Source organism: Streptomyces sp. RKAG337, assembly GCF_023701715.1.
GTDB lineage: Bacteria > Actinomycetota > Actinomycetes > Streptomycetales > Streptomycetaceae > Actinacidiphila.
Genome location: NZ_JAJOZA010000001.1, coordinates 3,733,695 through 3,756,841, shown reverse-complemented (window position 1 = coordinate 3,756,841; position 23,147 = coordinate 3,733,695). Strand labels below are relative to the sequence as shown.

The following is a 23,147-nucleotide window of genomic DNA, read 5'->3' as shown; positions in this document are numbered from 1 at the left end:
GCGGGGAGGCACCGGAGACGGAGCATCGGGGGATGCACATGAACAGCGCTCCACACCTGCTCAACGAAGACCGCCCGGACTTCGAACGAGTCCTCGACGACGCACTGCACACCGCGGACACCGGGCACGACGAGCACGGCGGACACGAAGGCGTGCTCAACAGCGAACAGCTCCGCACCATGGCGCTCAGCGCCGCGGAGGTCATCTCCGCCTGCGCCGCACCGGAATACCAGCAGTATCTGAAGGTCCGCGAGCAGATCCGCGAGGCCCTCGAGGAGTCCGAGATCATCCGCCGGACCGAGCCCGTGACGGCCGCGGACAACCGGGCGTTCAGCTACGCCGCCATGGGCGTGGCCGACTCCGCGGGCTCCGGCGCCGGGCTGTTCGCCGTGGTCGCCGTGCTGACGCCCATCCTGGCGGGCACCGCCGCGCTGATCTTCCTGCTGATCGGCTACGTCCTGCACGCGATGACGCCGGAACCCGCCATCGCCGCACCGCTGCGCACCGCCGGCTGGCTCTTCGCGGGCGTCACCGGGTGCGGCATCCTGGTCGGGATGGTCGGCCTGCTCCTCACCGCCCTGCGCGACAGCGCGAGCGCCATCCATGACGACGACTCCGGCTCCCTCCCGCCCGAGGTCGCCGCCGCCCGCGAGGCGTGGCGGCGGGCACTGCGCGACCGCGGCGTCCTGCCCTTCCTCGCCGAAGCCAGAACGAACGCCGCGCTGGCACCCCATCCGGACTTCGAGGCTCCGCGCCCCAACGGCACCCAGCCCTCGCGAATGCCCCGACTCGGCTATTCCCGCCCGGACTTCACCAGTCCCGGTCCCGAGGAATCCCCAGGACCCGGCCACCGATTCTCCAGCCCCGATTTCTCCAGCCCGGACTTTTCGAGCCCCGACTTCACGGGCCCGGACGAGGGTTCGAGATAACGCACCAGGTTGTGAGTATGGGCGGAATGCGGAACTCCGCACCTATAGGGCGAATTTGGGGCCATCCGCCCCCATGTGACGCATGAACACACCTGCGCTGTGCGCCGGAGGCGGCGCGGCGTAGCCCGCCTCACCCCGGTGTCGACGGCGTCGAGCACCGGGCCAGGGCGGCGTTCCCCGGCTACGCGGACAGCGGAAGGACTCCGAAGCCGCAGGAGAATGCTGCGGCTCCGGGCCCATCTGGTTGAAACGTTAACGCAATGCCGCGGCCGGCCGACAAAGTCCAATCCGTGGACAACTCCGCCTTCGAGAGTGTTTCGAATGGGCGCGCTCCCAACCGGATTTCCCGCAGAACCGCAGGTCAGCGGCGCGCCATCACTCCAGCAGCATTCGATCGGAAGAGTGCAGAGGCGACGTTCCCATGCGCTCGCGCATATGCCAGAAGCATACTTTGGCGTACTCTGCCCGACCACCGGGACGACTGGAGTCGAACGGCGTGGATCAGGCCAGACTCCATTGCAGGAGACGGCAATTGGCGTGGAACGAGTTACTCCGGACGACTGGTTTCGATACGAGTTGATGATGAGTAGGGTGTGACCCGCTGCCGATGGATCTACGGAAGGTGCCTGGCTGAATTCAGAGGGTCTGGCTGAATTCAGCATGACCGGAATGTGCGTGTGCGGGTGGTGTCGTCTGCAGGATCTGGAGGGGGATAGTGGCTGCTGGCTCGTTCGAGGGGCAGTACGTGTGGCATCCGGCGGCCGATGATCGTCAGTTGGCCCGGGCCTGCATGGATGTGAAGGCCGGGCGGTACCTCGGCGCACACGAGATCCTGAGGGAGACCCGCGGGGATTTCGAAGTGCGGGCCCACCGGTCCCTCGTACTGGCCTCCGAGGCAGCGGATTCCGACCTGGCCGAACGCTGGCTGGCCGAGGAACCCAGCGCCGAGTCCGCGCTGCTGTGGGCGCGGGTGGCGATGCTCCGGGCGTTACGGATGGCCGACGCCGGCGACCTCCGCGAGGGGGCGCTGGTCCGCATAGCGCAGGGCGCGTGCGAACGGGCCTCGGAGATGCTGCCCACCGACCCGACGCCCTGGGTGACCCAACTGGCGCTCACCCGGCTCCAGCGACCCCGCGACCCCGCGCCGCGCGGACTGCTGACCGAGCCGACCGGGCCCTGGTACCTGTTCGCCCACATCCTCCGGCTCGACCCCTGGCACCGTGAGGCGCACCACCGGTTCCTGGCCTTCTTCTTCACCCGCAACGGCGGCTCGGCGAGCGCGCGATGGGACGTCGCCTCGTTCCTGAGCCACCGGGCACCGACCAACTCGCCCCTGCGGCTGCTGCCGCTGGTGGCGCTGGTCGAGGACTACGACCCCTCCGCGCTGCTGGCGGACCGCACCTGGGAACAACCCCAGTGGAAAGCGACCACGATGGGGATCTACACCCATTGGTTTCCCGAGACGGCCAAGTACCGGTTCACCCCGGTGCTCGACCTGGCCTATCTGGCGCATGCCCTGGTCATGGCGAAGCTGGAATTCGAGGCACGGGAAGTCCTCACGGCATCAGGACCCTATGCGTCCCGTATGCCCTGGAGTGCGTTCGGAGCGCCCGAGGAACAACTGACCAGGGCCAGAAAGCTGTGCGGACTGCCGATTCCGAGTGCCGCCTGACACCTCTGCCGCTCCACATCGCACGACGAAGTCCTCCCGTCCTCCATGTCTCAGAAAGGCTGCGGTTGTGACCGAGCACAGATCTCTTTCACACTCGAAAACTCTTCGTCCTCCAGCGCCCGTCGCCACCCTCGACGACGACGCGACGCTGCATGCCATGGGCTATCCGCGGAAACTTACCCGGCGATTTCGCGCGTTTGACAACTTCGCGATCTCTTTCACCATCATCAACATCATCGCCGGTATCTTCTCCTCCTTCGGTTTCGGCATGGCGGCCGGCGGTCCGCGGATTCTCATATTCGGCTGGATAGGCGTGTCCATCATGGTGCTGTTCGTCGGCGCCTCGATGGGAGAGATCGCCTCCGCCTATCCGACTAGCGGCGCGCTGTACTTCTCCGCGGGCAAGCTCGCCAAGCGGCACCGCGGCGCCTGGTCCTGGTACACCGGCTGGCTGAACTTCGTCGGCCAGGTGGGCGGGACGGCCGCCACCGGCTACGCCGCCGCCACCTTCATCCAGGCCTTCATCGCGATGCAGTGGACCGACTACGAGGTGACGGCGCAGCGCACCGTGGGCATCACGGCGGTGATCCTGCTGCTGCAGGCGCTGGCCAACACCTACACGGTGCAGCTGATCGCCCTGCTGAACCGCATCTCCGTGTGGTGGCTGTTCATCGGCATGGTCGTGATCGTCATCTGTCTGACCGTCATACCCGACCACCACCAGTCGGTTTCCTTCGTGACGCATTTCGAGAACAACACCGGCTTCTCCAACGGGATTTACGGCGCGATGCTCGGTCTGCTCGTCACGAGCTGGACCTTCACCGGCTTCGACGGCAGTTTCCACATGTCGGAAGAGACCGTGCAGGCGACGGTCAACGCGCCCAAGGGCATCATGCGGTCGATCGCCTACTCGGCGGGCATCGGCCTGATCCTCATGCTCGCCCTGGTGTACGCGATTCGTGATTACGCGGCCGAGGCGAGCTCTGCCGCACCGCCGGTGCAGATTCTCATCGACGCGCTCGGCATGGGCACCGCCAAACTGCTGCTGCTGATCGTGATCGGCGCCATGCTGTTCTGCGGCCTGGCCAACATGACCAGCAATACCCGGCAGATCTTCGCGTTCTCCCGTGACGGTGCGATGCCCGGTTCGCGTTGGTGGCATTCGGTGTCCCCGCGCACCCGTACGCCCGTCAAGGCGGTATGGCTCGCGGCGGCCTGCTCCATCATTCTGGTACTGCCCGGCTGGTGGTCCCACACCGCCTTCACCGCCATTGTCAGCGTCAATGTCGTCGGGCTGTTCCTCGCCTATGGCGTGCCCATCTTCCTGCGGCTGCGCCTGGGTGACGAGTTCGAGTCCGGCCCCTGGAACCTCGGGCGCTACGGCAAGGTCGTCGGAACGGTCGCCGTGACCTGGATCGTCCTCAGCAGCGTGCTGTTCATGCTGCCCCAGGTCTCCCCGATCACCACGACCTCGTTCAACTACGCCCCGATCGCCCTGGGTGTGGTGCTGCTCATCGCCACCGTCTGGTGGTTCGCCACCGCGCGGAAGCGCTTCCAGGGACCGGTCAGCTACGGCCGCCCCGACGAAGTGGCCGCCATGGACCTGATCTGACCCGGCGGTACCCGATCGACCCGAACGACTCGCAGGTCTCCATGTTGGTGCACGACAGAGGTCCCGGTGGGATTCCCACCGGGACCTCACGCATGTGCGGCGGTCGATGAACCGTGGTCAGTCGGCCAGCGGCAGGTAGACCCGGTTGCCGCTCGCCGCGAACTCGGCGGACTTCTGCCGCATCCCGGCCTCCGGGTCCAGCAGCAGATCGCCGCCGTGCTCCTTGCGGATGTCCTGGCTGATCTTCATCGAGCAGAACTTGGGACCGCACATGGAGCAGAAGTGCGCGGTCTTGGCGCCGTCCGCCGGCAGCGTCTCGTCGTGGAAGTCACGCGCGGTGTCCGGGTCCATGGCCAGGTTGAACTGGTCCTCCCAGCGGAACTCGAAGCGGGCGTCGGACAGCGCGTCGTCCCAGTCCTGCGCCCCCGGGTGGCCCTTGGCCAGGTCCGCCGCGTGCGCCGCGATCTTGTACGTGATGACGCCGGTCTTGACGTCGTCCCGGTTGGGCAGGCCCAGGTGCTCCTTGGGCGTGACGTAGCAGAGCATCGCGGTGCCCCACCAGGCGATCATCGCGGCGCCGATGCCCGAGGTGATGTGGTCGTAGGCGGGCGCGACATCGGTGGTGAGCGGGCCGAGCGTGTAGAACGGCGCCTCCTCGCAGATCTCCTGCTGGAGGTCGATGTTCTCCTTGATCTTGTGCATCGGGACGTGCCCGGGGCCCTCGATCATGGTCTGCACGTTGTGCCGCTTGGCGATGGTGTTCAGCTCGCCCAGCGTCCGCAACTCCGCGAACTGCGCCTCGTCGTTGGCGTCCGCGATGGAGCCGGGGCGCAGGCCGTCGCCGAGCGAGTACGTGACGTCGTAGGAGGCGAGGATGTCGCAGAGCTCCTCGAAGTTCTCGTAGAGGAACGACTCCTTGTGGTGCGCGAGGCACCAGGCGGCCATGATCGAGCCGCCGCGCGAGACGATGCCGGTCTTGCGGCGGGCGGTGAGCGGGACGTAGCGCAGCAGCACGCCGGCGTGCACCGTCATGTAGTCGACGCCCTGCTCGGCCTGCTCGATGACGGTGTCCTTGTAGACCTCCCAGGTCAGCTCCTCGGCCTTGCCGTCGACCTTCTCCAGTGCCTGGTAGAGGGGGACGGTGCCGATGGGCACGGGGGAGTTGCGCAGCACCCATTCACGGGTGGTGTGGATGTTGCGGCCGGTGGACAGGTCCATGACCGTGTCGGCGCCCCACTTGGTGGCCCACGTCATCTTGTCCACCTCCTCCTCGATGGAGGAGGTGACCGCGGAGTTGCCGATGTTGGCGTTGACCTTCACCAGGAACCGCTTCCCGATGATCATCGGCTCGATCTCGGGGTGGTTCACGTTCATCGGCATCACGGCCCGGCCGGCCGCGATCTCCTCGCGCACCACCTCGGGGGAGACGTTCTCGCGGATCGCGATGTACTCCATCTCCGGGGTGATGTCACCGCGGCGGGCGTACGCGAGCTGCGTCACCGCCTGTCCGTCCCGCCCCCTGCGGGGCACCCGGGGGCGGCCGGGGAAGACCGCGTCGAGGTTGCGCAGACCGCCGCGGGGGGAGGTGTGCTTGATCCCGTCGTCCTCGGGGCGGACCGGGCGGCCCGAGTACTCCTCGGTGTCGCCGCGGCCGATGATCCAGTTCTCCCGCAGCGGCGCCAGGCCGCGGCGGACGTCGGTGGTGACGTTCGGATCGGTGTACGGCCCCGACGTGTCGTACAGCGTCACGTCACGGCCGGTGGTGAGGTGCACCTGGCGCACGGGGACCTGGATGTCCGGCCTGGTGCCGGTCAGGTAGCCCTTGTGCCAGCCGGGCTCGCGCTTCTCCGCAGCGACGGACGGCCCCGCCGAAACGGGCTTTTCCGTCGAAACGGACTGAACGGAGACAGGCATGCGTGCATCCTGCGTGGTCATGAGACCCAACTCCCTACGCCGGCATTACCCGGTAACAGGTTCAGCGGTCGGCGCAGTTCTTCAGCGCCCTCTCAGCCCGGTGCTCCGAGCTCCCGCGATTGCAAAGGTGCCCCCACGGTAGCGGGTGCGGACGAACGCACACCAGGGGGTCTTGCGATGATCGGCCCGTGGACACCCCCCAGGCGTCGCCGCACGCGCACTCGCACACCCACGGTCACGGTCCGGTGCCGCCGGTCTCGAAGCACCTCCGCAAGGTCATCGCGGTGGTTCTGGTCCCCTTCGCCGCAGCGGTGCTCGCCGGGCTGATCGTGCTGTGGCCGGGTGGAGTGCCCCCGCACGCGCGCACCGGGGTCGGTTTCGACCAGCAGACGCAACAGGCGCGGGTCACCAGGATCGACGACGTCGACTGCGCCGAGGCGAACACACAGTCACCGGCGCGGTCCACACCCGGCGCCGCCGCCTCCCCGCCGGAACGCTGCGAGAAGGCGACCATCGAGGTCACCACGGGCAAGGACCAGGGCCGGACGTTCACCGAGATCGTGCACCCCGACCAGACCCGCCGCTACACGGCGGGCCAGGGCGTGGTGGTGGCGTACGCACCCGACGCTCCGAAGGAACTGCAGTACGCGGTGACCGATGTCGACCGCGGCTTCCCGCTCGCGCTGCTGGCCGGGATCTTCGCCCTCGCGGTGATCGCCGTCGGCAGGATGCGCGGTCTGATGGCGCTGATCGCACTGGTCATCAGCTTCGCGATCCTGACGCTCTTCATCCTCCCGGCGATCCTGCACGGCCACGATCCGCTGCTGGTGGCGGTGATCGGCGGCAGCGCGATCATGCTGATCGCGCTCTACATGTGCCACGGACTCAACGCCCGTACGTCGGTGGCGGTGATCGGCACGCTGTGCTCGCTCTTCCTGATCGGGATCCTCGGCTCGGTCTTCATCTCCTGGGCGCATCTCACGGGCAACACCTCGGACGAGACCGGGCTGATCCACACCCTCTACCCCGGCATCGAGATCAAGGGTCTGCTGCTGGCCGGCATCATCATCGGCTCACTGGGCGTCCTGGACGATGTGACGGTCACCCAGACCTCGGCGGTGTGGGAGCTCAAGGACGCCGACCCCGGCGCGAGTTGGCGCAAGCTCTACGGAGCCGGCATGCGGATCGGCCGGGACCACATCGCGTCGGTGGTGAACACCCTGGTGATGGCGTACGCGGGTGCGGCGCTGCCGCTCCTGCTGCTGTTCTCGGTGGCGCGCAGCGGGGTGCTGCGGGTCGCCGGCAGCGAGCTGGTGGCGGAGGAGATCGTCCGGACGCTGGTCGGCAGCATCGGCCTGGTCGCGTCGGTTCCCCTGACGACGCTGCTGGCGGCGCTCGTTGTCAGTGCCGACCGGCACAATACGAGGACAAGCGTTACGAAGACGGGCGGACCGAGGGCGGGGGAACCGAGGGCGGTGGGACCGAGGGCGGTGGGACCGAGGGCGGGCGCACCGAGGGCGGGCGGACCGAGGGCGGGCGGACCGAGGGCGGGGGACACTCTCCCCGCGAGGACCGGCGGCGGTCACCGGCGCCGGGGGAAGTAGCGGCAGGCCGTACTCGCGAGGGCGGGTGGCGGCGGCGGGTTGTGGCGGGGAACGGGGGGACGATGGCCGGGATGATCGGGCTGCAGGGCAGGGTGACGGGGCGGATCGGCCCCGGGCTGGTCGGCGAGGTGATCGTCCAAGTACGGGGCGGCGCCGAGGCGTTCCTCGCGTATCCGGTCACACCGGGCGAGCGCATGGAGACCGGGACGCAGATCGTGGTCGTGGAATACCAGGCCCCGCGGACGGTCTACGTCGCCGCAGCCTTCGGCTGAGCGGGGTTCCGACTCCGGCTGAACGGGCTTCGCGCGTCGGCCGGGAAGGCTTCGCGCGTCGGCTGAGCGGGCTTCGTATCAAGACTGCGCCAAGGTTCCGTCAGGGTGTTCACCACGGCCTTGCGCGGGAGCACACTCGCGATCGTCAGGCCCCGCATGGGGGCCGCTGTAAGGGGGCGTATGCCGATGATCATCGGCGTCGTGGCGGGACTCGTTCTCGCCGCAATCATCATCGTGATCGGGCTGTTCAAGCTGATGTGGCGGGTCGCGGAGCCGAATGAGGCGCTTGTCATCTCCGGTTCCCGGCACCGCACCGAGGGCATCGAGGAAGGGCTGGGATTCCGCATCGTCACGGGGCGCGGGACGTTCGTGGTCCCCGGTGTCCAGGCCGTGCGCAAGCTCTCGCTCGATCTCAACGAGACCGAGCTGCTGGTGGACTGTGTGACGCAGCAGGGCATTCCGCTGAAGGTGCGCGGAGTCGTCATCTTCAAGGTCGGCGACGACTTCGTGTCGATAGCCAACGCCGCACGCCGTTTCCTGGACCAGCAGAAGTTCATGGGCGACCGGGTGCACAACGTCTTCGCCGGTCATCTGCGGTCGATCGTCGGCGGGTTGACGGTCGAGGACATGATCCGTGACCGCGAGAAGCTCACCGGGCAGACCCGGGCCGCTTCCGGCTCGGAGATGGAGAAGCTCGGCCTGATCATCGACTCGCTGCAGATCCACGAGATCGAGGACCCGACCGGGTACATCAAGAACCTGGCCGCGCCGCACGCCGCGGCCGTCCACCGGGACGCGCGGATCGCCCAGGCCGAGGCGGACCGGCTGGCCACCGAGGCGGAGCAGAAGGCCGCCGCCCGGATGTCCGAGGCGACCCGGGACAGCGAGATCCTGCAGGCCGGCTACCAGGCCGAACGGGACAAGGCGGCCGCGACATCACGGCAGGCGGGACCGCTGTCGGAGGCCGCGGCCAAGCAGGAGGTCGTGGTCCAGGAGACCCGCGTCGCGGAGCTGGAGGCGCAGCGGCGTGAGCAGCAGCTCCAGGTCGACGTCAGAAAGCCGGCGGACGCGAAGGCGTACGAGAAGCGGACGCTGGCCGAGGCCGAACGCGATGTGCGGATCTCGGCGGCACAGGCCAAGGCCAAGGAGACCGAGCTGGCGGCCATCGCCGAAGCCAACCGGGTCAAGATAGCCGCGGCCGCGCAGGCCGAGATGACGAAGGTCAGCGGGCTGGCACAGGCGGCGGCCACCCGGGCGACCGGTGAGGCCGAGGCGGCGGCGACGCAGGCCCGCGGGCTCGCGGAGGCCGAGGCAGCGAAGGCCAAGGGCCTGGCCGAGGCCGCGTCGATCCAGGCGCGCGCGGAGGCGCTGGCCACCAACCAGGAGGCCGTGGTCGCTCAGCAGCTGGCCGAGAACTGGCCGGAGATCGTGAAGGCGGGCGCCTCGGCGTTCGGCAACGTGGAGCACATGGTGCTGCTCAACGGCGCGGACGGCATGTCCGACATGTTCGCCAAGGCACTCACCATGGGCGGCACCGGGCTCGGACTGGCCCGCCAGCTGCTCGCGTCGATGGGAACGGAGAACGGCGTCAGCGCCGTGCCGCCGCCCGCGTCTGCCAACGGATCGACGCCCCGCAGCCACCTGATACCGCTGCAGGACGACGACCAGGCCTGATCCACGACGTACGAGTGAGGGCGGGGGCGGGGCGCGTCATCGCGCCGCGCCGCCCCCGCCCGGCCGTCCGGCGCGGCGGGTGCCGCCGGCGGACGGGATGTACGGGTTCCGGCCCCCCGGGGGATTACCAGTCACGATGCGAGGACGAGGATCCCGAGGTGAACTTCTTCACCAGGAAGATCAGCCCGCCGACCAGCGCCGCGAAGACCAGCACCTTGAACAGCAGACCGATGACGAATCCGACCAGGCTCATGATCAAGCCGCCGAAGACGACGAGAGCGATCACCGGGATCGCAACCCACTTGATCCACCAGGGCAGACCCTTGACCAGCTCTTCCATGACTGTTTCCCTCCAGATTCCTTCGTTGTCCCCGTGCTTCGACTCTAGAGCCGCGGAGGGGGCCGGCGGAGGGGTCGGAGACCCGATCCTTCCCTGACCGTTCCCCTACGGAACCCCGGGGTCCGACCCTCAGTCGCCCGGGCTCAGGCCTCCGGCGGCGAGAAGACGACCATGACCCGCAGGTCCTCCGTCACGTGGTGGAAGCGGTGCGGCACCCCCGCCGGCACATAGACGACGCTGCCCCGGGCCACCGTGGTCGTCTCCTCCCCCACGGTGATCGCCGCCCGCCCGCTCACCACCAGGTAGATCTCGTCCTGCTGGTGCGGGACCTGCGGATCGAGCTCCCCGGCCTGCAGCGCGTACAGCCCCGCCGACATGTTCCGTTCGCGGAGAAAGCTGAGATAGGCCCCGTTGTTGGCGGCCCGCTCCGCCTCCAGGTCGTCCAGCCGGAACACCTTCATCGCAGCTCTCCCTCGTCGCAGCTCTTGCCCGGGCGATCAGTTCTGCCACGATCACACCATGAAGAATTTCGTCGTCAAGACACTCGCCAACGCCGGGGCCCTCGGTGTGGCCATCTGGCTGGTCAAGGACATCACCCTCACCGGTGACGACACCTGGCACAAGGTGCTCACCGTCATCCTGGTCGCAGTCGTCTTCGGACTGGTGAACTGGCTGGTCAAGCCGGTCGTCAAACTGCTGTCCTTCCCCCTGTTCATCCTCACCCTGGGCCTGATCACGCTGGTCGTGAACGCCCTGATGCTGCTGCTCACCTCCTGGCTCGCCGGAAAGCTCAGCCTCGACTTCCACGTCGACGGCTTCTGGGCGGCGCTGATCGGCGGCCTGATCATCAGCATCGTCTCCTGGGCCCTCAACATGCTCCTGCCGGACGAGGACTGAGCGCCGGGGAGGAGGACCCGATGCCGTTACGAGGACCGGAGGGGGCCGGGGCCGCTGGGGGCACCCCCGGCCGGAGGTCGGGGGATCGTCAGCAGTCGATTTCGAAGCCCCGCCCCGGAGGCCCCGGCCCCCGACCCGGATCGGGTTGACTGGACCAGCGCGCACTCGCGCAACAGGTGCGACCCAGGTCCCAGGAGGCAGCGATGGCCGAGTCCGACAGCCCGAGCGGCAGCGGTGAAAGTACCCGCAGCGTGCACGCCGGACGCCCGCCCGCCCAGCCGTACGAACCCTCCCTGCCCGGCCCCACCTTCGTCTCGCACTTCCACCTGCCCGGCGACGCGACGGGCCCGTACACCTACGGCCGGGAGCAGAACCCGACCTGGACCCTGCTGGAAGACGCGATCTCCGAGCTGGAGTCCCCCGCCGACCCGACCGCCAGGACGACCGTCTTCGCCTCGGGGATGGCCGCGGTCTCCGCCGTGCTCCTGTCCCAGATGAGCGCGGGCGACACCGTAGTGCTGCCCTCCGACTGCTACCAGACGACCCGGGCCCTCCAGCAGCGGCTGGAGTCGTACGGAGTCACCGTGCGCCTCGCACCGACCCGCGACGACGCGCAGCTGGCCTTGCTGGACGGCGCGCGTCTGCTGTGGCTGGAGACCCCGTCCAACCCCGTCCTGGACGTCTGTGACATCCGCCGGCTCGCCGACGCCGCGCACGCGGCGGGCGCCCTGGTCGCCGTCGACAACAGCCTCGCCACCCCGCTCGGCCAGCGCCCGCTCGACCTCGGCGCCGACTTCTCGGTCGCCAGCGGCACCAAGGCCCTGACCGGCCACGGCGACCTGCTGCTCGGCTACGTGACCACCCGCGACCCCGAGCTCGCCGAACAGACCCGGCGGTGGCGCAACACCGTCGGTGCGATCCCCGGCCCGATGGAGGCCTGGCTCGCGCACCGTTCGCTGGCCACCCTCTCGCTGCGCGTGGACCGGCAGGCCGCCAACGCCCTGGAGCTGGCCACAGCGCTCGCCGGCCGCCCGGAGGTGACCAGGCTGCGCCACCCCGGCCTGCCCACCGACCCGGCGCACGCACTCGCCGCCGGTCAGATGCGCCGGTTCGGCAGCGTCGTCTCCTTCACGCTGCCCGACAAGGAGCACGCCGAGCGCTTCCTCTCCGCGCTCCAGATCACCGTCGAGGCGACGAGTTTCGGCAGCGTCCAGTGCACGGCCGAACGCCGGGCCCGCTGGGGCGGCGACGCGGTTCCGCCGGGCTTCATCCGCTTCTCGGTGGGCGTGGAGGACGCGGCCGACATCGTCGCCGATGTCACCCGCGCCCTGGACGCCGCTCAGTAGGGCCACTACGCATATATGCAGGGAGCCCTACGCAGAATGGGCGGTTCGAGCCTCCCCCCTCGTGGCTCGAACCGCCCTGGCGCAACGCGCGAAGATGCGCTCGAACAAGGCTAGTTGACTCTGCGTCAGTGTCCAATCACAGTACCTGGTACGACCTATCGATAAATTTATACTTGACGATGCGTCAGGTTCTGTCTGCGAGGAGACCACGGTGGACCTGGCCCTCCTGCGTACCTTCGTCACCGTGCACCGGGCCGGTTCCTTCACCCGGGCCGCCCAGCTCCTGGGCCTGTCCCAGCCCGCCGTCACCGGCCAGATACGCACGCTGGAACGGCAGGTCGGCCGCCCGCTCTTCCTGCGGCTGCCCCGCGGCGTCGCCCCCACCACCGTGGGCGACGAGCTCGCGCACAAGGTCGCCCCGCACCTCGACGCGCTGCTGGAGATCACCGCGGCGGCCCCCGACGACGACGGCCCCGGCACCCACAGCCTGCATCTGGCGGGCCCCGCCGAGTTCACCGCGCTGCGCATCCTGCCCGCCCTGGCGCCGCTGGTCACCGACGGGCTGCACCTGCGGGTCTCGCTCAGCGGCGACGACGAGGCGCTGGCCGGGCTCGCCGCCGGCCACCATGACCTGGCCGTCGTCAGCGTCCAGCCCCGTGACCGGCTGATAGCGGCCGTACCGCTGTGGGACGAGGAGTACGCCCTGGTCGCCGCGCCCGCCTGGCTGGAACAGGCCGGCGGCCCGCACGGAGTGCGCGACCACGGCCCGCAGATGCTCGACGACCTGCCCGTCGTCACCTGCGACGAGGAGTGCCGGCTGCTGTCCCAGTACTGGTCGGCCGTCTTCGACGCCAAGCCCACCCGGGATCCCGCGGTCGTCGTCCCCGACCTGCGCGCCGTCCTGGACTGCGTACGCGACGGGGCGGGGCTGGCCGTCCTGCCCCGCTATCTGTGCGGCCCCGCACTCGCCGCCGGGGAGATCGCCCTGCTGCTGGAGCCTCCCGTGCCACCGCTGCGGACCTACTTCCTGGCCACCCGGGTCGGCACCCTCGCACTGCCCCACCTCGCGCGGGCGCACGATCGGCTGCTGACCGCCGCACAGGGCTGGTAGCCGCCGTACGACCGGCCGCGTCAAGGCCGCCCAGGGCCGGATCGAGGGGCCCTGGCAGGTGGCCGGCGGAGCCCGGCGAGCGCCGGTGACGCGCCAACGGGAATCGAATGCTCCGATTCACTGCTCCCGGTGCGTTTGTCGGTCCTTGTGCCGCGGCAGATCTCAACCATGCCCCTGGAGAACGCAACTCCGGCCGAAGCCCCCGCCACCCGCCCGGTGGTCAAGCGCACCGCCCGCGCGATCCTGCTCGACGGCGACCGCATGGTCCTCATCAAGCGCACCAAACCGGGCCTCGCCCCGTACTGGATCACTCCGGGCGGCGGTGTGGAGGACGACGACCCCTCGGTCGTCGACGCCCTGCACCGTGAAGTGGACGAGGAGCTGGGAGCCAAGATCACCGACGTCGTCCCGGCCTTCGTCGACACCGTCGAGCACATCGCGGAGAACGGCGCCCACGGCGTGAAGGTGCAGTACTTCTTCGTGTGCCGGCTCGCCTCGATGGACCCGGCCCGCCGGCACGGTCCCGAGGTGGACGATCCGTGCGGGACGTACGACGTCGTCCGTGTGCCGTTCAGCCGGGTCGGGCTGGCCTCCGTCGAGGTGGTGCCGCTGACGCTGCGGCACTACCTCGACGCGAACATCGAAGGCGTACTGGGACTGGTCGGCCCCGACCTGGGCTGAGCCGGCCGCTGACCCGGAGAGCCCCTGCCGGTCGGCCCGCCTGCCGGTGAACCCGCCCGTCAGCCCGCCCGTCAGCCCGCCTGCCGGAGGAACCAGCCGCGGAGCCGCCGCGCGCGCCGGGTGCGCCGCCGCTCCGCCGGACCGGGTGGCGCGGCCACCACCCGCGCCACCGGCACCGGCACGGGCACTTGCACGGGCGCGGGAGCCGCCGGTACCGGCTGTACCGGGATGCGTTCCGCCGCCGCCCCGAAGTGGTCACCGCCCTTGCGGCGTACGTCGTCGGTGCCCCACGACCGCCCGCCGCCGGCGGCGGAACCTTTCTGCAACGGCGCTGCGACCAACCGCGGAATGTGCTTCGAGCAGTGGATGTAGGCCTCCTCGACCTCCACCTCGACCCACATCTGCGGACGGCGGCCGGGCACCGGATCGTCCGGCAGTTCCGGGTGTTCGGCGCGCATCCGCTCGTCCGGGATCAGCAGCGCGCGGCCGTTGATGTGCAGCCCGATCCGGTCCCGGGCGAAGTCGATCAGCAGGATCCCGACGTGCGGGTTCTCGCGGATGTTGCCGAGCGAGGCCATGACCCCGTTGCCCCGGTACTCGGGATACGTGAGCGTCCTGTCGTCCAGGATCCGCACGAAACCGGGCGGCCCGGCCCTGAAGGTGCTGTCGCACTCCCCGCGCCGGTCCGCCGTGGACAGGAAGAACATCTCCTGCCGGGCGACGAACTCCCGCATCCGCGGATTGAGCCGGTCCCGCACCTGGTCGTCGTAGAACCGGTCCGCGCGCAGGCCAGTGCCCAGCTCCGTCTGGAGCAGGTGCTCGCCGTCGCTGCCCGGTCGCTCCACCCGGCTAGTCACCCGCCGCCACCAGTTCCTCCAGCGCGTCGTGGCGTATGCGGTGCGAGGGCATACCGCCGCCGACCAGCGCGTCCATACTGCTGCGGATCATCCCGGCCGGGCCCGAGAGATAGGCGTCGTACGCCTCCCACGGGCCGTACTGCCGCACGATGTCCGGCAGCGGGCCCGACAGGCTGCTGCTCGGGGTGTCGGCGACCACCGGGCGCACGGAGAGCCAGGAGTGCTCCTCCTGCATACGGAGCATCGTGTCGAGGTCGTACAGGTCGTGGTCGTGGCGCGCACCGTAGAAGACCTCGACCGAGCGCTTGCGGCCGTGCTCGACGACGTCCTCGACCAGCGCCTTGATCGGCGCGATGCCGGTACCGCCCCCGACGCACAGCAGTCCGCTGTCCGTGGTGTGGTCGACGACCATGGAACCGGCCGGCGGTCCGAGCCGGATCACGTCGCCCGGCCGCGCCCGGTGCACCAGCGCGTTGCTGACCCAGCCGGCCGGGACCGCCTTCACGTGGAAGGAGAGCAGACCGTCCGAGCGGGGCGCCGAGGCGAAGGAGTAGTGCCGCCACACCCGTGGCCACCAGGGCGTTTCGAGCGACGTGTACTGGCCGGCCAGGAACGGGTACGGCTGGTCGGGCCGTACGGTCACCACGGCGATGTCCTGGGTGCGGGGCTCGTGCGAGACGATCTCGGCCTGCCACCACGGCGGCGCGTGCCGCTCGTCGGCGGCGGCCGCGTCGATCATCACCTGCGAGATCACCGTGTAGGCGCGTACCCACGCGGCCTCGGTCAGCGGGTCCCAGACGGCCGCGGCGTACCGGCTGAGCGCCCCGATCAGGGCCTCGCCGACGGCGGGGTAGTGCTCCGGCTGCGTCCCGTACTTGCGGTGGCCGCGGCCGAGGTTGGTCAGGTACTCGACGAGCGTCTCGGTGTCGTCGATGTGCTCGGCCGCGGTGAGCAGGGCCTTCAGGATCCGGTCGCGCTGGGCGTCCATGGCCGCCGGGAAGAGCTCGCGCAGTTCCGGGTGCCGGATGAACAGCAGGGCGTAGAAGTAGCCGGTGGTCCGGTCGGCGACCGGAGCGACCTCCGCCATGGTCCGCCGGATCAGCAGCGCGTCCGGCGAGGCCGTGGACGCGGGTGCGGCCTGGGAGGCGGGGAGGGGCGGCGCGGGCTCCGGCATGGGGGCCGGGGCGGGTTCCGGGGCGAGTATGGGCGCGGCCTCCTGCGGGGGTGCGTGCCCGTCCGGCGGCTGATCCGCCTGGTGGCCCGTCTGCTCCTGCTCCTGTGCCTGCTCCTGCTGGTCCGCCTGTTGCTGGGCCCGCTGCTTGCGGGCGGCGGCCCTGCCGACGGGTCTTATGGCGGCCGGGGACCTGCTGGGTATGTCGGATTCACCGCCGTCCGCCGTGCGTTGATGCGAGTCGGTTTCCCGTTCGGGCGGAGTGAACCAGCCCCGGTTCGGATCCGTCTCGGCCGAGTTGGTGGTCAGAGCGTCCATCGTGAACTTCGCCTCGAACTTCCCCGGTCGATTTCCCGACGTGTGTCACGCGTGGTGGGTTGCGAGCGTGTCACGCAGGGGCGGCGCATCGGACAAATAGCCGGAAGCACAGGAAACGGGGCTGCATTCAGGTTAGGATCCGTCGGCTTGCGGCGGCCCGAGGCGCTCGAACGCAGTCGACCATACCCGGAACGCGCTGTTCGACAAGCCCCGTTGGCCGATTCACCGGAGCACGTTGGCCAAATCCCGTGACCCTTCCCACAGAGTCACGGAATTCGGTTTGGACAACGTCAGCCGGGTATCAGTTGTGGCCCCATTCGGTCATTCGCGATCGAATTGATTCACCAGGGCAAAGGCCTCACGCAAGTCGCGACCCGAATAGGCATGAGTGGCCAGATCCCGTACATAGTGGTCACCGTTCACCGCCACCGACGTCGGCACCACCCCGAACAGCGCCGCGTCCGACAGCGAGTCCCCGTAGGCCACGCAGTCCGCCCGCGTCACCCCGTACTGGGCGCAGAGCTCATCGGCGATGCTCACCTTCGACTCCGGCACCAGGATCCCCGCCAGATCGAGCACCGCCTCGGGCGCGAAGGGCACCGGCGGGAAGACCGACGAGCGCGCCTCGTGCACGCCCCACTCGCGCAGCCGCCCCACGAAGAAGTCCGGCGACAGGGAGATCACCGCGCAGTGGTCACCGCGATCGGTGATCTCCGTCCAGACCTCGCGTATGCCGTCGAGCCACGGCGCACCCTCGAAGGCGGCCTTCAGCCGCTCCTCCGTCAGCGTCGCCCACAGCGCGTACACCCGCTCCGCGAACCCCGGCGGGTCCAGGGTGCCCCGGATCAGCCCGCCTTCCAGCTCCTGAATCTCCTCGACCATGTCCAGCTCCCGGGCCAGCTCCAGGCTCGCCGAGGAGCCGTGCATCAAGGTGCCGTCCATGTCGAAAATGTGCAGCCGTGCCACGCGAGCGTCTCCCTGCTTCGTACCGGTCCCGCCTACGCGGAGATACTCCCAGCGTGCGACGGGATCCACCGATCAGGCCACTCGATTTGTGCGGCAGGGACGCCGTACCACGGCTCCGGCCGTGATGTTCCACGTGGAACATCACGGCCGGAGAACGCCGCCGGTGCCGACCGTCATCGGCCGTGGAGCACCCTCGGCGACGGGTCAGGACCCCACCCGGCTGACCGTGACATCGCCGGAGCCCGTCTTCACCTGGATGCGCGCGGTGGCCGACGGGTCGGTCGGCACCGACACGGTCCTGTCGCCCGAGCCCGTGCTGACATCGATCGCGTACGGCCCCCCGGGCACCTGGACGGTGACATCACCCGACGACGCCTTCGTCATGACCTTCTGCGGCGACTTGGCGAACGTGAGCCGGATGTTGCCCGACGACGCGGTCGCGCTGACGTCGGCTCCACCGAGTCCGGTGGCCGTCAGATCGCCCGAGCTCGCCGAGGTGGTCAGCGCCCCCGCGATCCCGGAGACATCGATATCGCCCGAGTGCGTCGTCAGATCCGCCGAGGCGACCCCCTGCACGTCCACGTCCCCGCTGCTCGTGCTCACCTTCACGCTCACCCCGGCGGGCACGGTCAGTTCGTAGTCGATCGAGCAGTTGTCGCAGCCGTTGATGAACGTCAGCCGGCCGTTCTCGACCTTCTGGCCAGGAGTCGGCTTGTCGTCTCCGTGATAGCGCACCGTCCGGTGGATGGTGACCCCGCCGCCCGTGCCCGGCCGGATGCGGACATCCCCGCTTCCGGTGCCCACCTCGACGGCACTGACCGGGCCCGCGGCCTTCGCGTCATCGACGGCCTTGTGCTCCGGGCTGCTGTGGATGCTCACCCCGTCGCAGCCCGTGAGCGCGGCTCCCAGGATGAGCGCGGACACGATCAGTACGGCGGAACGCTTGGCTGTCATCACAGTCTCCCCGATCGCCGGAACCCTCGTCCGACGCTCCGCAACCAACCTAAGGTCCGCCCATCACCGGTCCCATGCGGTCATCAGGTCTCTTGATACGGGTGCTAGCACTACCTCCAGCCCTCCGGGTCCACGCCGCCCGGCACCCCGGCGGCCTCGTCGTACGGCTCCCGGGCGAACACGAAGGATCCCAGGTCGAGATGGCGCACCTCGCCGTCGTCACCGTGCACCACGCGCAGCGTCTCCCCCGCGTAGTAGCCGTCGAGACCGGTCCAGGTCCCGTCCGGCTCCGCCCGGAACAGGGCGCCACGGCCCCGCCCGTCCAGTGCCGTCAGCTCCACGTCGCGCTCCGCGCGCAGCCGCAGCACGAACGGTGTGGTGCCCCAGTACCAGGGGCCGGTGAGGGCCAGCAGCGCCGGGTCAGCCGCCGACCGCGGGCGCCACGGCTCGGGGAAGCGCGGCTCGTTGTCCGCGACGATCGCCAGCAGGTCGGCCGCGACGGAGGCGACCTGCGGCCCGGACGTGGCGTTGGTCAGCACCAGTGCTCCCACACCGTCCTCGACGCTCACCCACAGCGTCGCCAGGAAGCCCGGCATGGACCCGGTGTGTCCCGCCAGCAGCCGGCCGTCGCGGCGCAGCAGCTGGAGGCCGAGCCCGTAGCCGGGGTCCCAGTCCTCCCCGGCCGGCGCCGCGGCCGGGGTTCGCATCTCGGCGACGGTCGCGGCGCTCAGCACCCGCTCGTCGCCCCCGGTCAGGAACACCGCCCAGCGGCACAGATCGTCCGCCGTGGACCACAGCTGGCCGGCCGGCGCCATCCGCCCGGTGTCGTGCAGCGGTTCCGGCTGCATCACGTCGGCCCACGGATGCACCGCCCAGCCGCCCGCGTGCGGTGCCTGCGGCAGCAGCGTCGTCCGCGTCATGCCCAGCGGCTCCAGCACCTCCGCACGCAGCACGTCACCCCACGGCTTCCCCCGCAGCTTCTCCACGAGCGCACCCAGCAGGGCGAACCCCGGGTTGGAGTAGTGATGGACGCGGCCGGCCGGATGCTTCACCGGTGCCGCGCCGAGCAGGTCGGCCAGCTCGGGGCGCAGCTCGCCGGAGGTGCGCTCCCACCACGGACCGGGGGTCTCGGCCGCCAGTCCCGAGGTGTGCGCGAGGAGTTGGGCGATCGTCGCCCGGGCCGGCTCGGTGTCGGGCAGGTGCAGCCCGAGGGGGTCCGCCAGGTCCAGCAGGCCCTCGTCCCGCAGCCGCATCACCAGCACCGCCACGAAGGTCTTGGTCAGCGACCCGATCCGGTACTGGGTGTCCCCGTCGGGGCCGTGCCCCTCCATCATGCTGCGGCCGCTCGCCCAGACCGTGGCTCCGTCCCGCACCACCGCACCCACCATCGACGGCGTACGGCCCTCTGCCTGCGCTCTGGCGAGCCGGTGCAGCAGGGCACGACGGGTGGTGGGCAGCAGTTCCTCGGCCGTCGGTGCGGCGGGAGGTACGTCAGGTGTCTCGGACATGCGGGTCAGCCTCGCAGAAACCGTGCCGACCACTCGAAGGGTTTCCGGCGGCCGTGCTTGACTCTGACACTGTGTGAGGGCCTGCACTGGGAGACGTCATGTTCACCATCGGAGACTTCGCCAAGCACGGCCGGGTATCGGTCCGCATGCTGCACCACTACGACGCGATCGGGCTGCTGCGGCCCGCCCGCGTCGACCCCGCCAGCGGCTACCGCTTCTACGAAGCCGGCCAGCTGTCCCGGCTCCATCGCGTCATCGCTCTGAAGGACCTCGGCTTCAGCCTCGAACAGGTGCGGTCGATCCTCGACGAGCAGGTGAGCACCGAGCAGCTGCGCGGCATGCTGCGGCTGCGCCGGGCGGAGCTGGAGGAGACGATGGCGGCCGCCGCCAGGCGGCTGACGCATGTCGAGGCGAGGCTCCGGTCGATCGAAAGTGAGGGACGTATGACTGCCGACGACGTCGTGGTCAAACGCATTCCAGCGGTCCGGGTGGCCGAACTGACCGGCACCGCCGCCGGGTTCGACCCCGAGCAGATCGGACCGGTCATCGGGCCGCTCTACGACGAGCTGTGCCGCCGGCTGGAGACCGCGGGCGTGGCCGTCACCGGACCGGGGGTCGCCTACTACGAGGACGCCCCGGAAGGCGACGGCGCGATCACCGTCCACGCGGGACTGACCGTCACCGCGGACCCGGCGGCCAGCCACGACTTCACGATCGTGGACCTGCCGGCGATCGGAAGGGCCGCCACGATCGTGCACCACGGATCCATGGACGACATCCTCTCGACCGCCCAGACCCTGGCCCGGTGGATCGACGCCACCGGCGCCCGCTCCACCGGCTATTCCCGCGAGCTCTACCTGGAATGCCCGGAGGACCACGCCAAGTGGGTCACCGAGGTCCAGGAACCCATCGCCCAGGACTGACCCGCCCGGGTCGTGCCGGGACACCGGCACGACCCGGCACAGATCGCGCACCGATGAGTTTCCCGCAGCGCGCCGGTCTGTACGCGTGGGACCGACTCACGGAAGGCTGGCGCCATGCGGAAACTGATCTACGGCATGAACCTGACCCTGGACGGCTACATCGCCGCGGCCGGCGACGACATCGGCTGGAGCGGACCGCCGAGCGACGAGCTGTTCCAGTTCTGGTCCGACCAGTTGCAGGCGACCGACCTGTCGCTGTACGGGCGCAATCTGTGGCAGACGATGAGCTCCTACTGGCCGACGGGCGACCAGCAGCCCAACGCCACCCCGGCGGAGATCGAGTTCGCGCGCCGCTGGCGGGACATGTCGAAGGTGGTGTTCTCCTCGACGATCGACGAGGTCGACTGGAACACCCGCCTGGTCACCGGCGACGCGGTCGCCGAGATCACCCGGCTCAAGGCCGAGGACGGCGGCCCGATGGACATCGGCGGCGCGACGCTCGCCGGCGCGGCCATGCGGGCCGGGCTGATCGACGAGTACGTGCTGGCCACCGCGCCGGTCCTGGTGGGCGGCGGCACGCCGTTCTTCACCGCGCTGGACAACTGGGTGAACCTCAACCTGGTGGAGACGCGGACGCTTCCCGGCGGCGTGATCCTGACCAGGTACGAGACGAGGCGCTGAGCAGCAGCACCCACCCGCTGGTCTCCCGGTGATGTCGTGGACGACATCGGTACGGCACGGCCGTGCGATGACGGCATCAGCCGCGAGACCCTACCGCCCGGGCCCTCAGGTCTGCGCCATGTCCACGAAGCGTGAGTAGTGGCCCTGGAAGGCCACGGTGATCGTCGCGGTGGGGCCGTTACGGTGCTTGGCGACGATGAGGTCGGCCTCGCCCGCGCGCGGGGACTCCTTCTCGTAGGCGTCCTCGCGGTGCAGCAGGATGACCATGTCGGCGTCCTGCTCGATGGAGCCGGACTCACGGAGGTCGGAGACCATCGGCTTCTTGTCCGTGCGCTGTTCGGGGCCACGGTTCAGCTGGGAGAGCGCGATGACGGGGACCTCGAGCTCCTTGGCCAGCAGCTTGAGGTTTCGGGACATGTCCGAGACCTCCTGCTGACGGCTCTCGGGGCGCCGGGATCCGCCGGACTGCATCAGCTGCAGATAGTCGATGACGACCAGCCGCAGATCGTTGCGCTGCTTGAGGCGGCGGCACTTGGCGCGGATCTCCATCATCGACAGGTTCGGCGAGTCGTCGATGAAGAGGGGCGCCGCCGACACGTCCGGCATCCGCCGGGCGAGCCGCGTCCAGTCCTCGTCCGTCATGCTGCCGGACCGCATGTGGTGCAGTGCGACCCGTGCCTCCGCCGACAGCAGGCGCATCGCGATCTCGTTGCGGCCCATTTCGAGGGAGAACACGACGCTGGGCATGCCGCTGCCGATCGAGCAGGCGCGGGCGAAGTCCAGCGCCAGGGTCGACTTACCCATGGCGGGGCGGGCCGCGATGACGATCATCTGGCCCGGGTGGAGGCCGTTCGTCAGCGAGTCGAGGTCCGTGAACCCGGTGGGGACGCCGGACATCCCGCCGCTGCGGGACCCGATCGCCTCGATCTCGTCGAGGGCGCCCTCCATGATCTCGGAGAGCGGGAGGTAGTCCTCGGATGTGCGCTGCTCGGTGACCGCGTAGATCTCCGCCTGGGCGGAGTTGACGATCTCGTCCACGTCGCCGTCGGCCGCGTATCCCATCTGGGTGATGCGGGTGCCCGCTTCGACGAGGCGGCGCAGGACGGCGCGCTCGTGCACGATCTCGGCGTAGTACTCGGCGTTGGCCGCCGTGGGGACCGCGTTGACCAGGGTGTGGAGGTACGGGGCGCCGCCGACGCGGGTGATCTCACCGCGCTTGACCAGTTCGGCGGCGGTGGTGATGGGGTCGGCCGGTTCGCCCCGGGCGTACAGGTCGAGGATCGCGGTGTAGATGGTCTCGTGGGCCGGACGGTAGAAGTCCTGGCCCTTGAGCACCTCGACGACATCGGCGATGGCGTCCTTGGACAGCAGCATGCCGCCGAGGACGGACTGCTCGGCGTCGAGGTCCTGCGGCGGTACGCGCTCGAAACCGCCGCCGCCCTCGGACCAGTTGCTGCGGTCCTCGCCGTCGTCCTTCTTGTTGCGCTTGCCGCCCTGTCCCGAACGGAAGTGGGTGACCGGCAGCCGGTCACCAGGACCGCTGTCGGGGGGGAACGGCGGTTCGTCACCCCAGTGGTCGTCCGCGGGTTCGGGTTGGGTCACCCCGCCACCTCCTCCGTCCGACCTGGCGCCATACCGTGCGTCTCTTTCTTACGCCACGGCTCTGACAATTGAGACACCCGGCTCCTCGTACGGCGCGTCGGGCAGGGGGCTCACG

At 69.7% G+C, this 23,147-nt stretch carries 21 protein-coding genes and 1 riboswitch; of the genes, 12 read left to right on the top strand and 9 right to left on the bottom strand.

The window, feature by feature from the left end; all coding sequences use genetic code 11:
* The first annotated feature begins 38 nt into the window (after positions 1-38).
* From LNW73_RS16665 to LNW73_RS16655, 3 genes are all read left to right on the top strand, one after another.
* Positions 39-929 carry a hypothetical protein gene (locus LNW73_RS16665; RefSeq protein WP_308401991.1) on the top strand — a complete coding sequence of 297 codons (891 nt, stop codon included), beginning with the start codon at positions 39-41 and terminating at the stop codon, positions 927-929.
* Positions 930-1,644: 715 nt separating this feature from the next.
* Positions 1,645-2,601: a hypothetical protein gene (locus LNW73_RS16660; protein ID WP_250976731.1), complete on the top strand. Its 957-nt coding sequence runs from the start codon at positions 1,645-1,647 to the stop codon at positions 2,599-2,601.
* 157 nt (positions 2,602-2,758) lie between these two features.
* On the top strand, positions 2,759-4,213 hold the full coding sequence (locus LNW73_RS16655) for an amino acid permease (protein WP_250990445.1): 1,455 nt from the start codon (positions 2,759-2,761) through the stop codon (positions 4,211-4,213).
* 117 nt (positions 4,214-4,330) lie between these two features.
* Here LNW73_RS16655 and thiC read toward each other — a convergent pair whose 3' ends face one another.
* Positions 4,331-6,148, bottom strand: a complete 1,818-nt coding sequence (gene thiC / locus LNW73_RS16650; protein WP_285391173.1) for a phosphomethylpyrimidine synthase ThiC — start codon at positions 6,146-6,148, stop codon at positions 4,331-4,333.
* Positions 6,142-6,254: riboswitch (TPP riboswitch) on the bottom strand. It overlaps the preceding gene by 7 nt.
* Positions 6,255-6,315: 61 nt before the next feature.
* Between thiC and LNW73_RS16645 the strand changes: the two genes are divergently transcribed.
* From LNW73_RS16645 to LNW73_RS16635, 3 genes are all read left to right on the top strand, one after another.
* Complete coding sequence (locus LNW73_RS16645) at positions 6,316-7,731, top strand: YibE/F family protein (RefSeq protein ID WP_250990443.1); 1,416 nt, start codon at positions 6,316-6,318, stop codon at positions 7,729-7,731.
* 71 nt (positions 7,732-7,802) lie between these two features.
* Complete coding sequence (locus LNW73_RS16640) at positions 7,803-8,003, top strand: hypothetical protein (protein ID WP_250976735.1); 201 nt, start codon at positions 7,803-7,805, stop codon at positions 8,001-8,003.
* Between the two features lie 180 nt (positions 8,004-8,183).
* Entirely contained in the window at positions 8,184-9,677 is a 1,494-nt protein-coding gene (locus LNW73_RS16635) for a flotillin family protein (RefSeq protein WP_250990442.1), read from the top strand.
* A 124-nt stretch (positions 9,678-9,801) separates the two neighbouring features.
* Here the strand turns inward: LNW73_RS16635 and LNW73_RS16630 are convergent, their stop codons facing one another.
* Together LNW73_RS16630 and LNW73_RS16625 are read right to left on the bottom strand one after the other, a co-directional pair.
* Positions 9,802-10,017, bottom strand: coding sequence for a DUF5326 family protein (locus tag LNW73_RS16630; RefSeq protein ID WP_138351137.1), 216 nt, complete (start codon positions 10,015-10,017; stop codon positions 9,802-9,804).
* Positions 10,018-10,160: 143 nt separating this feature from the next.
* Positions 10,161-10,478: a cupin domain-containing protein gene (locus tag LNW73_RS16625; protein ID WP_250976738.1), complete on the bottom strand. Its 318-nt coding sequence runs from the start codon at positions 10,476-10,478 to the stop codon at positions 10,161-10,163.
* Positions 10,479-10,536: 58 nt separating this feature from the next.
* On the opposite strand from LNW73_RS16625, the gene LNW73_RS16620 reads away from it, so the two are divergent.
* The 4 genes from LNW73_RS16620 to LNW73_RS16605 all read left to right on the top strand — a co-directional run bounded on the left by LNW73_RS16620 (position 10,537) and on the right by LNW73_RS16605 (position 14,052).
* The gene (locus tag LNW73_RS16620) at positions 10,537-10,914 is read left to right on the top strand and encodes a phage holin family protein (RefSeq protein ID WP_250976739.1); all 378 of its coding nucleotides are present in this window, start codon (positions 10,537-10,539) and stop codon (positions 10,912-10,914) included.
* A gap of 203 nt (positions 10,915-11,117) precedes the next feature.
* Positions 11,118-12,260 carry a cystathionine gamma-lyase gene (locus LNW73_RS16615; protein ID WP_250990441.1) on the top strand — a complete coding sequence of 381 codons (1,143 nt, stop codon included), beginning with the start codon at positions 11,118-11,120 and terminating at the stop codon, positions 12,258-12,260.
* Positions 12,261-12,471: 211 nt separating this feature from the next.
* Positions 12,472-13,371 carry a LysR family transcriptional regulator gene (locus LNW73_RS16610; protein ID WP_250990440.1) on the top strand — a complete coding sequence of 300 codons (900 nt, stop codon included), beginning with the start codon at positions 12,472-12,474 and terminating at the stop codon, positions 13,369-13,371.
* 168 nt (positions 13,372-13,539) lie between these two features.
* A complete protein-coding gene (locus LNW73_RS16605; RefSeq protein WP_250976742.1) occupies positions 13,540-14,052 on the top strand; it encodes an NUDIX domain-containing protein in 513 nt (170 codons plus the stop codon).
* Positions 14,053-14,123: 71 nt separating this feature from the next.
* Here the strand turns inward: LNW73_RS16605 and LNW73_RS16600 are convergent, their stop codons facing one another.
* From LNW73_RS16600 to LNW73_RS16580, 5 genes are all read right to left on the bottom strand, one after another.
* The gene (locus tag LNW73_RS16600; RefSeq protein ID WP_250990439.1) at positions 14,124-14,909 is read right to left on the bottom strand and encodes a pyridoxamine 5'-phosphate oxidase family protein; all 786 of its coding nucleotides are present in this window, start codon (positions 14,907-14,909) and stop codon (positions 14,124-14,126) included.
* Positions 14,902-16,398, bottom strand: a complete 1,497-nt coding sequence (locus tag LNW73_RS16595; RefSeq protein ID WP_250990438.1) for a globin domain-containing protein — start codon at positions 16,396-16,398, stop codon at positions 14,902-14,904. The genes LNW73_RS16600 and LNW73_RS16595 overlap by 8 nt, the downstream gene beginning before the upstream one ends.
* Positions 16,399-16,719: 321 nt before the next feature.
* On the bottom strand, positions 16,720-17,364 hold the full coding sequence (locus tag LNW73_RS16590; protein ID WP_250990437.1) for an HAD family hydrolase: 645 nt from the start codon (positions 17,362-17,364) through the stop codon (positions 16,720-16,722).
* Positions 17,365-17,568: 204 nt separating this feature from the next.
* Complete coding sequence (locus LNW73_RS16585; RefSeq protein WP_250990436.1) at positions 17,569-18,318, bottom strand: DUF4097 family beta strand repeat-containing protein; 750 nt, start codon at positions 18,316-18,318, stop codon at positions 17,569-17,571.
* A 110-nt stretch (positions 18,319-18,428) separates the two neighbouring features.
* Complete coding sequence (locus LNW73_RS16580) at positions 18,429-19,826, bottom strand: serine hydrolase domain-containing protein (protein WP_250990435.1); 1,398 nt, start codon at positions 19,824-19,826, stop codon at positions 18,429-18,431.
* A gap of 98 nt (positions 19,827-19,924) precedes the next feature.
* Between LNW73_RS16580 and LNW73_RS16575 the strand changes: the two genes are divergently transcribed.
* Positions 19,925-20,749, top strand: coding sequence for a MerR family transcriptional regulator (locus LNW73_RS16575; protein WP_250990434.1), 825 nt, complete (start codon positions 19,925-19,927; stop codon positions 20,747-20,749).
* A gap of 114 nt (positions 20,750-20,863) precedes the next feature.
* Complete coding sequence (locus tag LNW73_RS16570; protein ID WP_250990433.1) at positions 20,864-21,430, top strand: dihydrofolate reductase family protein; 567 nt, start codon at positions 20,864-20,866, stop codon at positions 21,428-21,430.
* A gap of 105 nt (positions 21,431-21,535) precedes the next feature.
* On the opposite strand, the gene dnaB is transcribed toward LNW73_RS16570, so the two are convergent.
* Positions 21,536-23,032, bottom strand: a complete 1,497-nt coding sequence (gene dnaB / locus LNW73_RS16565; RefSeq protein WP_187144945.1) for a replicative DNA helicase — start codon at positions 23,030-23,032, stop codon at positions 21,536-21,538.
* Between the last annotated feature and the right edge of the window lie 115 nt (positions 23,033-23,147).

What these genes read in the sequence shown, in the direction of transcription:
- LNW73_RS16630 (WP_138351137.1), bottom strand. Translation starts at nt 10,017, where the DNA reads ATGGAAGAGCTGGTCAAGGGTCTGCCCTGGTGGATCAAGTGGGTTGCG.
- thiC (WP_285391173.1), bottom strand. Translation starts at nt 6,148, where the DNA reads ATGACCACGCAGGATGCACGCATGCCTGTCTCCGTTCAGTCCGTTTCG.
- LNW73_RS16635 (WP_250990442.1), top strand. Translation starts at nt 8,184, where the DNA reads ATGCCGATGATCATCGGCGTCGTGGCGGGACTCGTTCTCGCCGCAATC.
- LNW73_RS16665 (WP_308401991.1), top strand. Translation starts at nt 39, where the DNA reads ATGAACAGCGCTCCACACCTGCTCAACGAAGACCGCCCGGACTTCGAA.
- LNW73_RS16625 (WP_250976738.1), bottom strand. Translation starts at nt 10,478, where the DNA reads ATGAAGGTGTTCCGGCTGGACGACCTGGAGGCGGAGCGGGCCGCCAAC.
- LNW73_RS16655 (WP_250990445.1), top strand. Translation starts at nt 2,759, where the DNA reads ATGGGCTATCCGCGGAAACTTACCCGGCGATTTCGCGCGTTTGACAAC.
- LNW73_RS16575 (WP_250990434.1), top strand. Translation starts at nt 19,925, where the DNA reads ATGTTCACCATCGGAGACTTCGCCAAGCACGGCCGGGTATCGGTCCGC.
- LNW73_RS16585 (WP_250990436.1), bottom strand. Translation starts at nt 18,318, where the DNA reads ATGACAGCCAAGCGTTCCGCCGTACTGATCGTGTCCGCGCTCATCCTG.
- LNW73_RS16615 (WP_250990441.1), top strand. Translation starts at nt 11,118, where the DNA reads ATGGCCGAGTCCGACAGCCCGAGCGGCAGCGGTGAAAGTACCCGCAGC.
- LNW73_RS16595 (WP_250990438.1), bottom strand. Translation starts at nt 16,398, where the DNA reads ATGGACGCTCTGACCACCAACTCGGCCGAGACGGATCCGAACCGGGGC.
- LNW73_RS16640 (WP_250976735.1), top strand. Translation starts at nt 7,803, where the DNA reads ATGATCGGGCTGCAGGGCAGGGTGACGGGGCGGATCGGCCCCGGGCTG.
- LNW73_RS16580 (WP_250990435.1), bottom strand. Translation starts at nt 19,826, where the DNA reads ATGTCCGAGACACCTGACGTACCTCCCGCCGCACCGACGGCCGAGGAA.
- LNW73_RS16570 (WP_250990433.1), top strand. Translation starts at nt 20,864, where the DNA reads ATGCGGAAACTGATCTACGGCATGAACCTGACCCTGGACGGCTACATC.
- LNW73_RS16620 (WP_250976739.1), top strand. Translation starts at nt 10,537, where the DNA reads ATGAAGAATTTCGTCGTCAAGACACTCGCCAACGCCGGGGCCCTCGGT.
- LNW73_RS16605 (WP_250976742.1), top strand. Translation starts at nt 13,540, where the DNA reads ATGCCCCTGGAGAACGCAACTCCGGCCGAAGCCCCCGCCACCCGCCCG.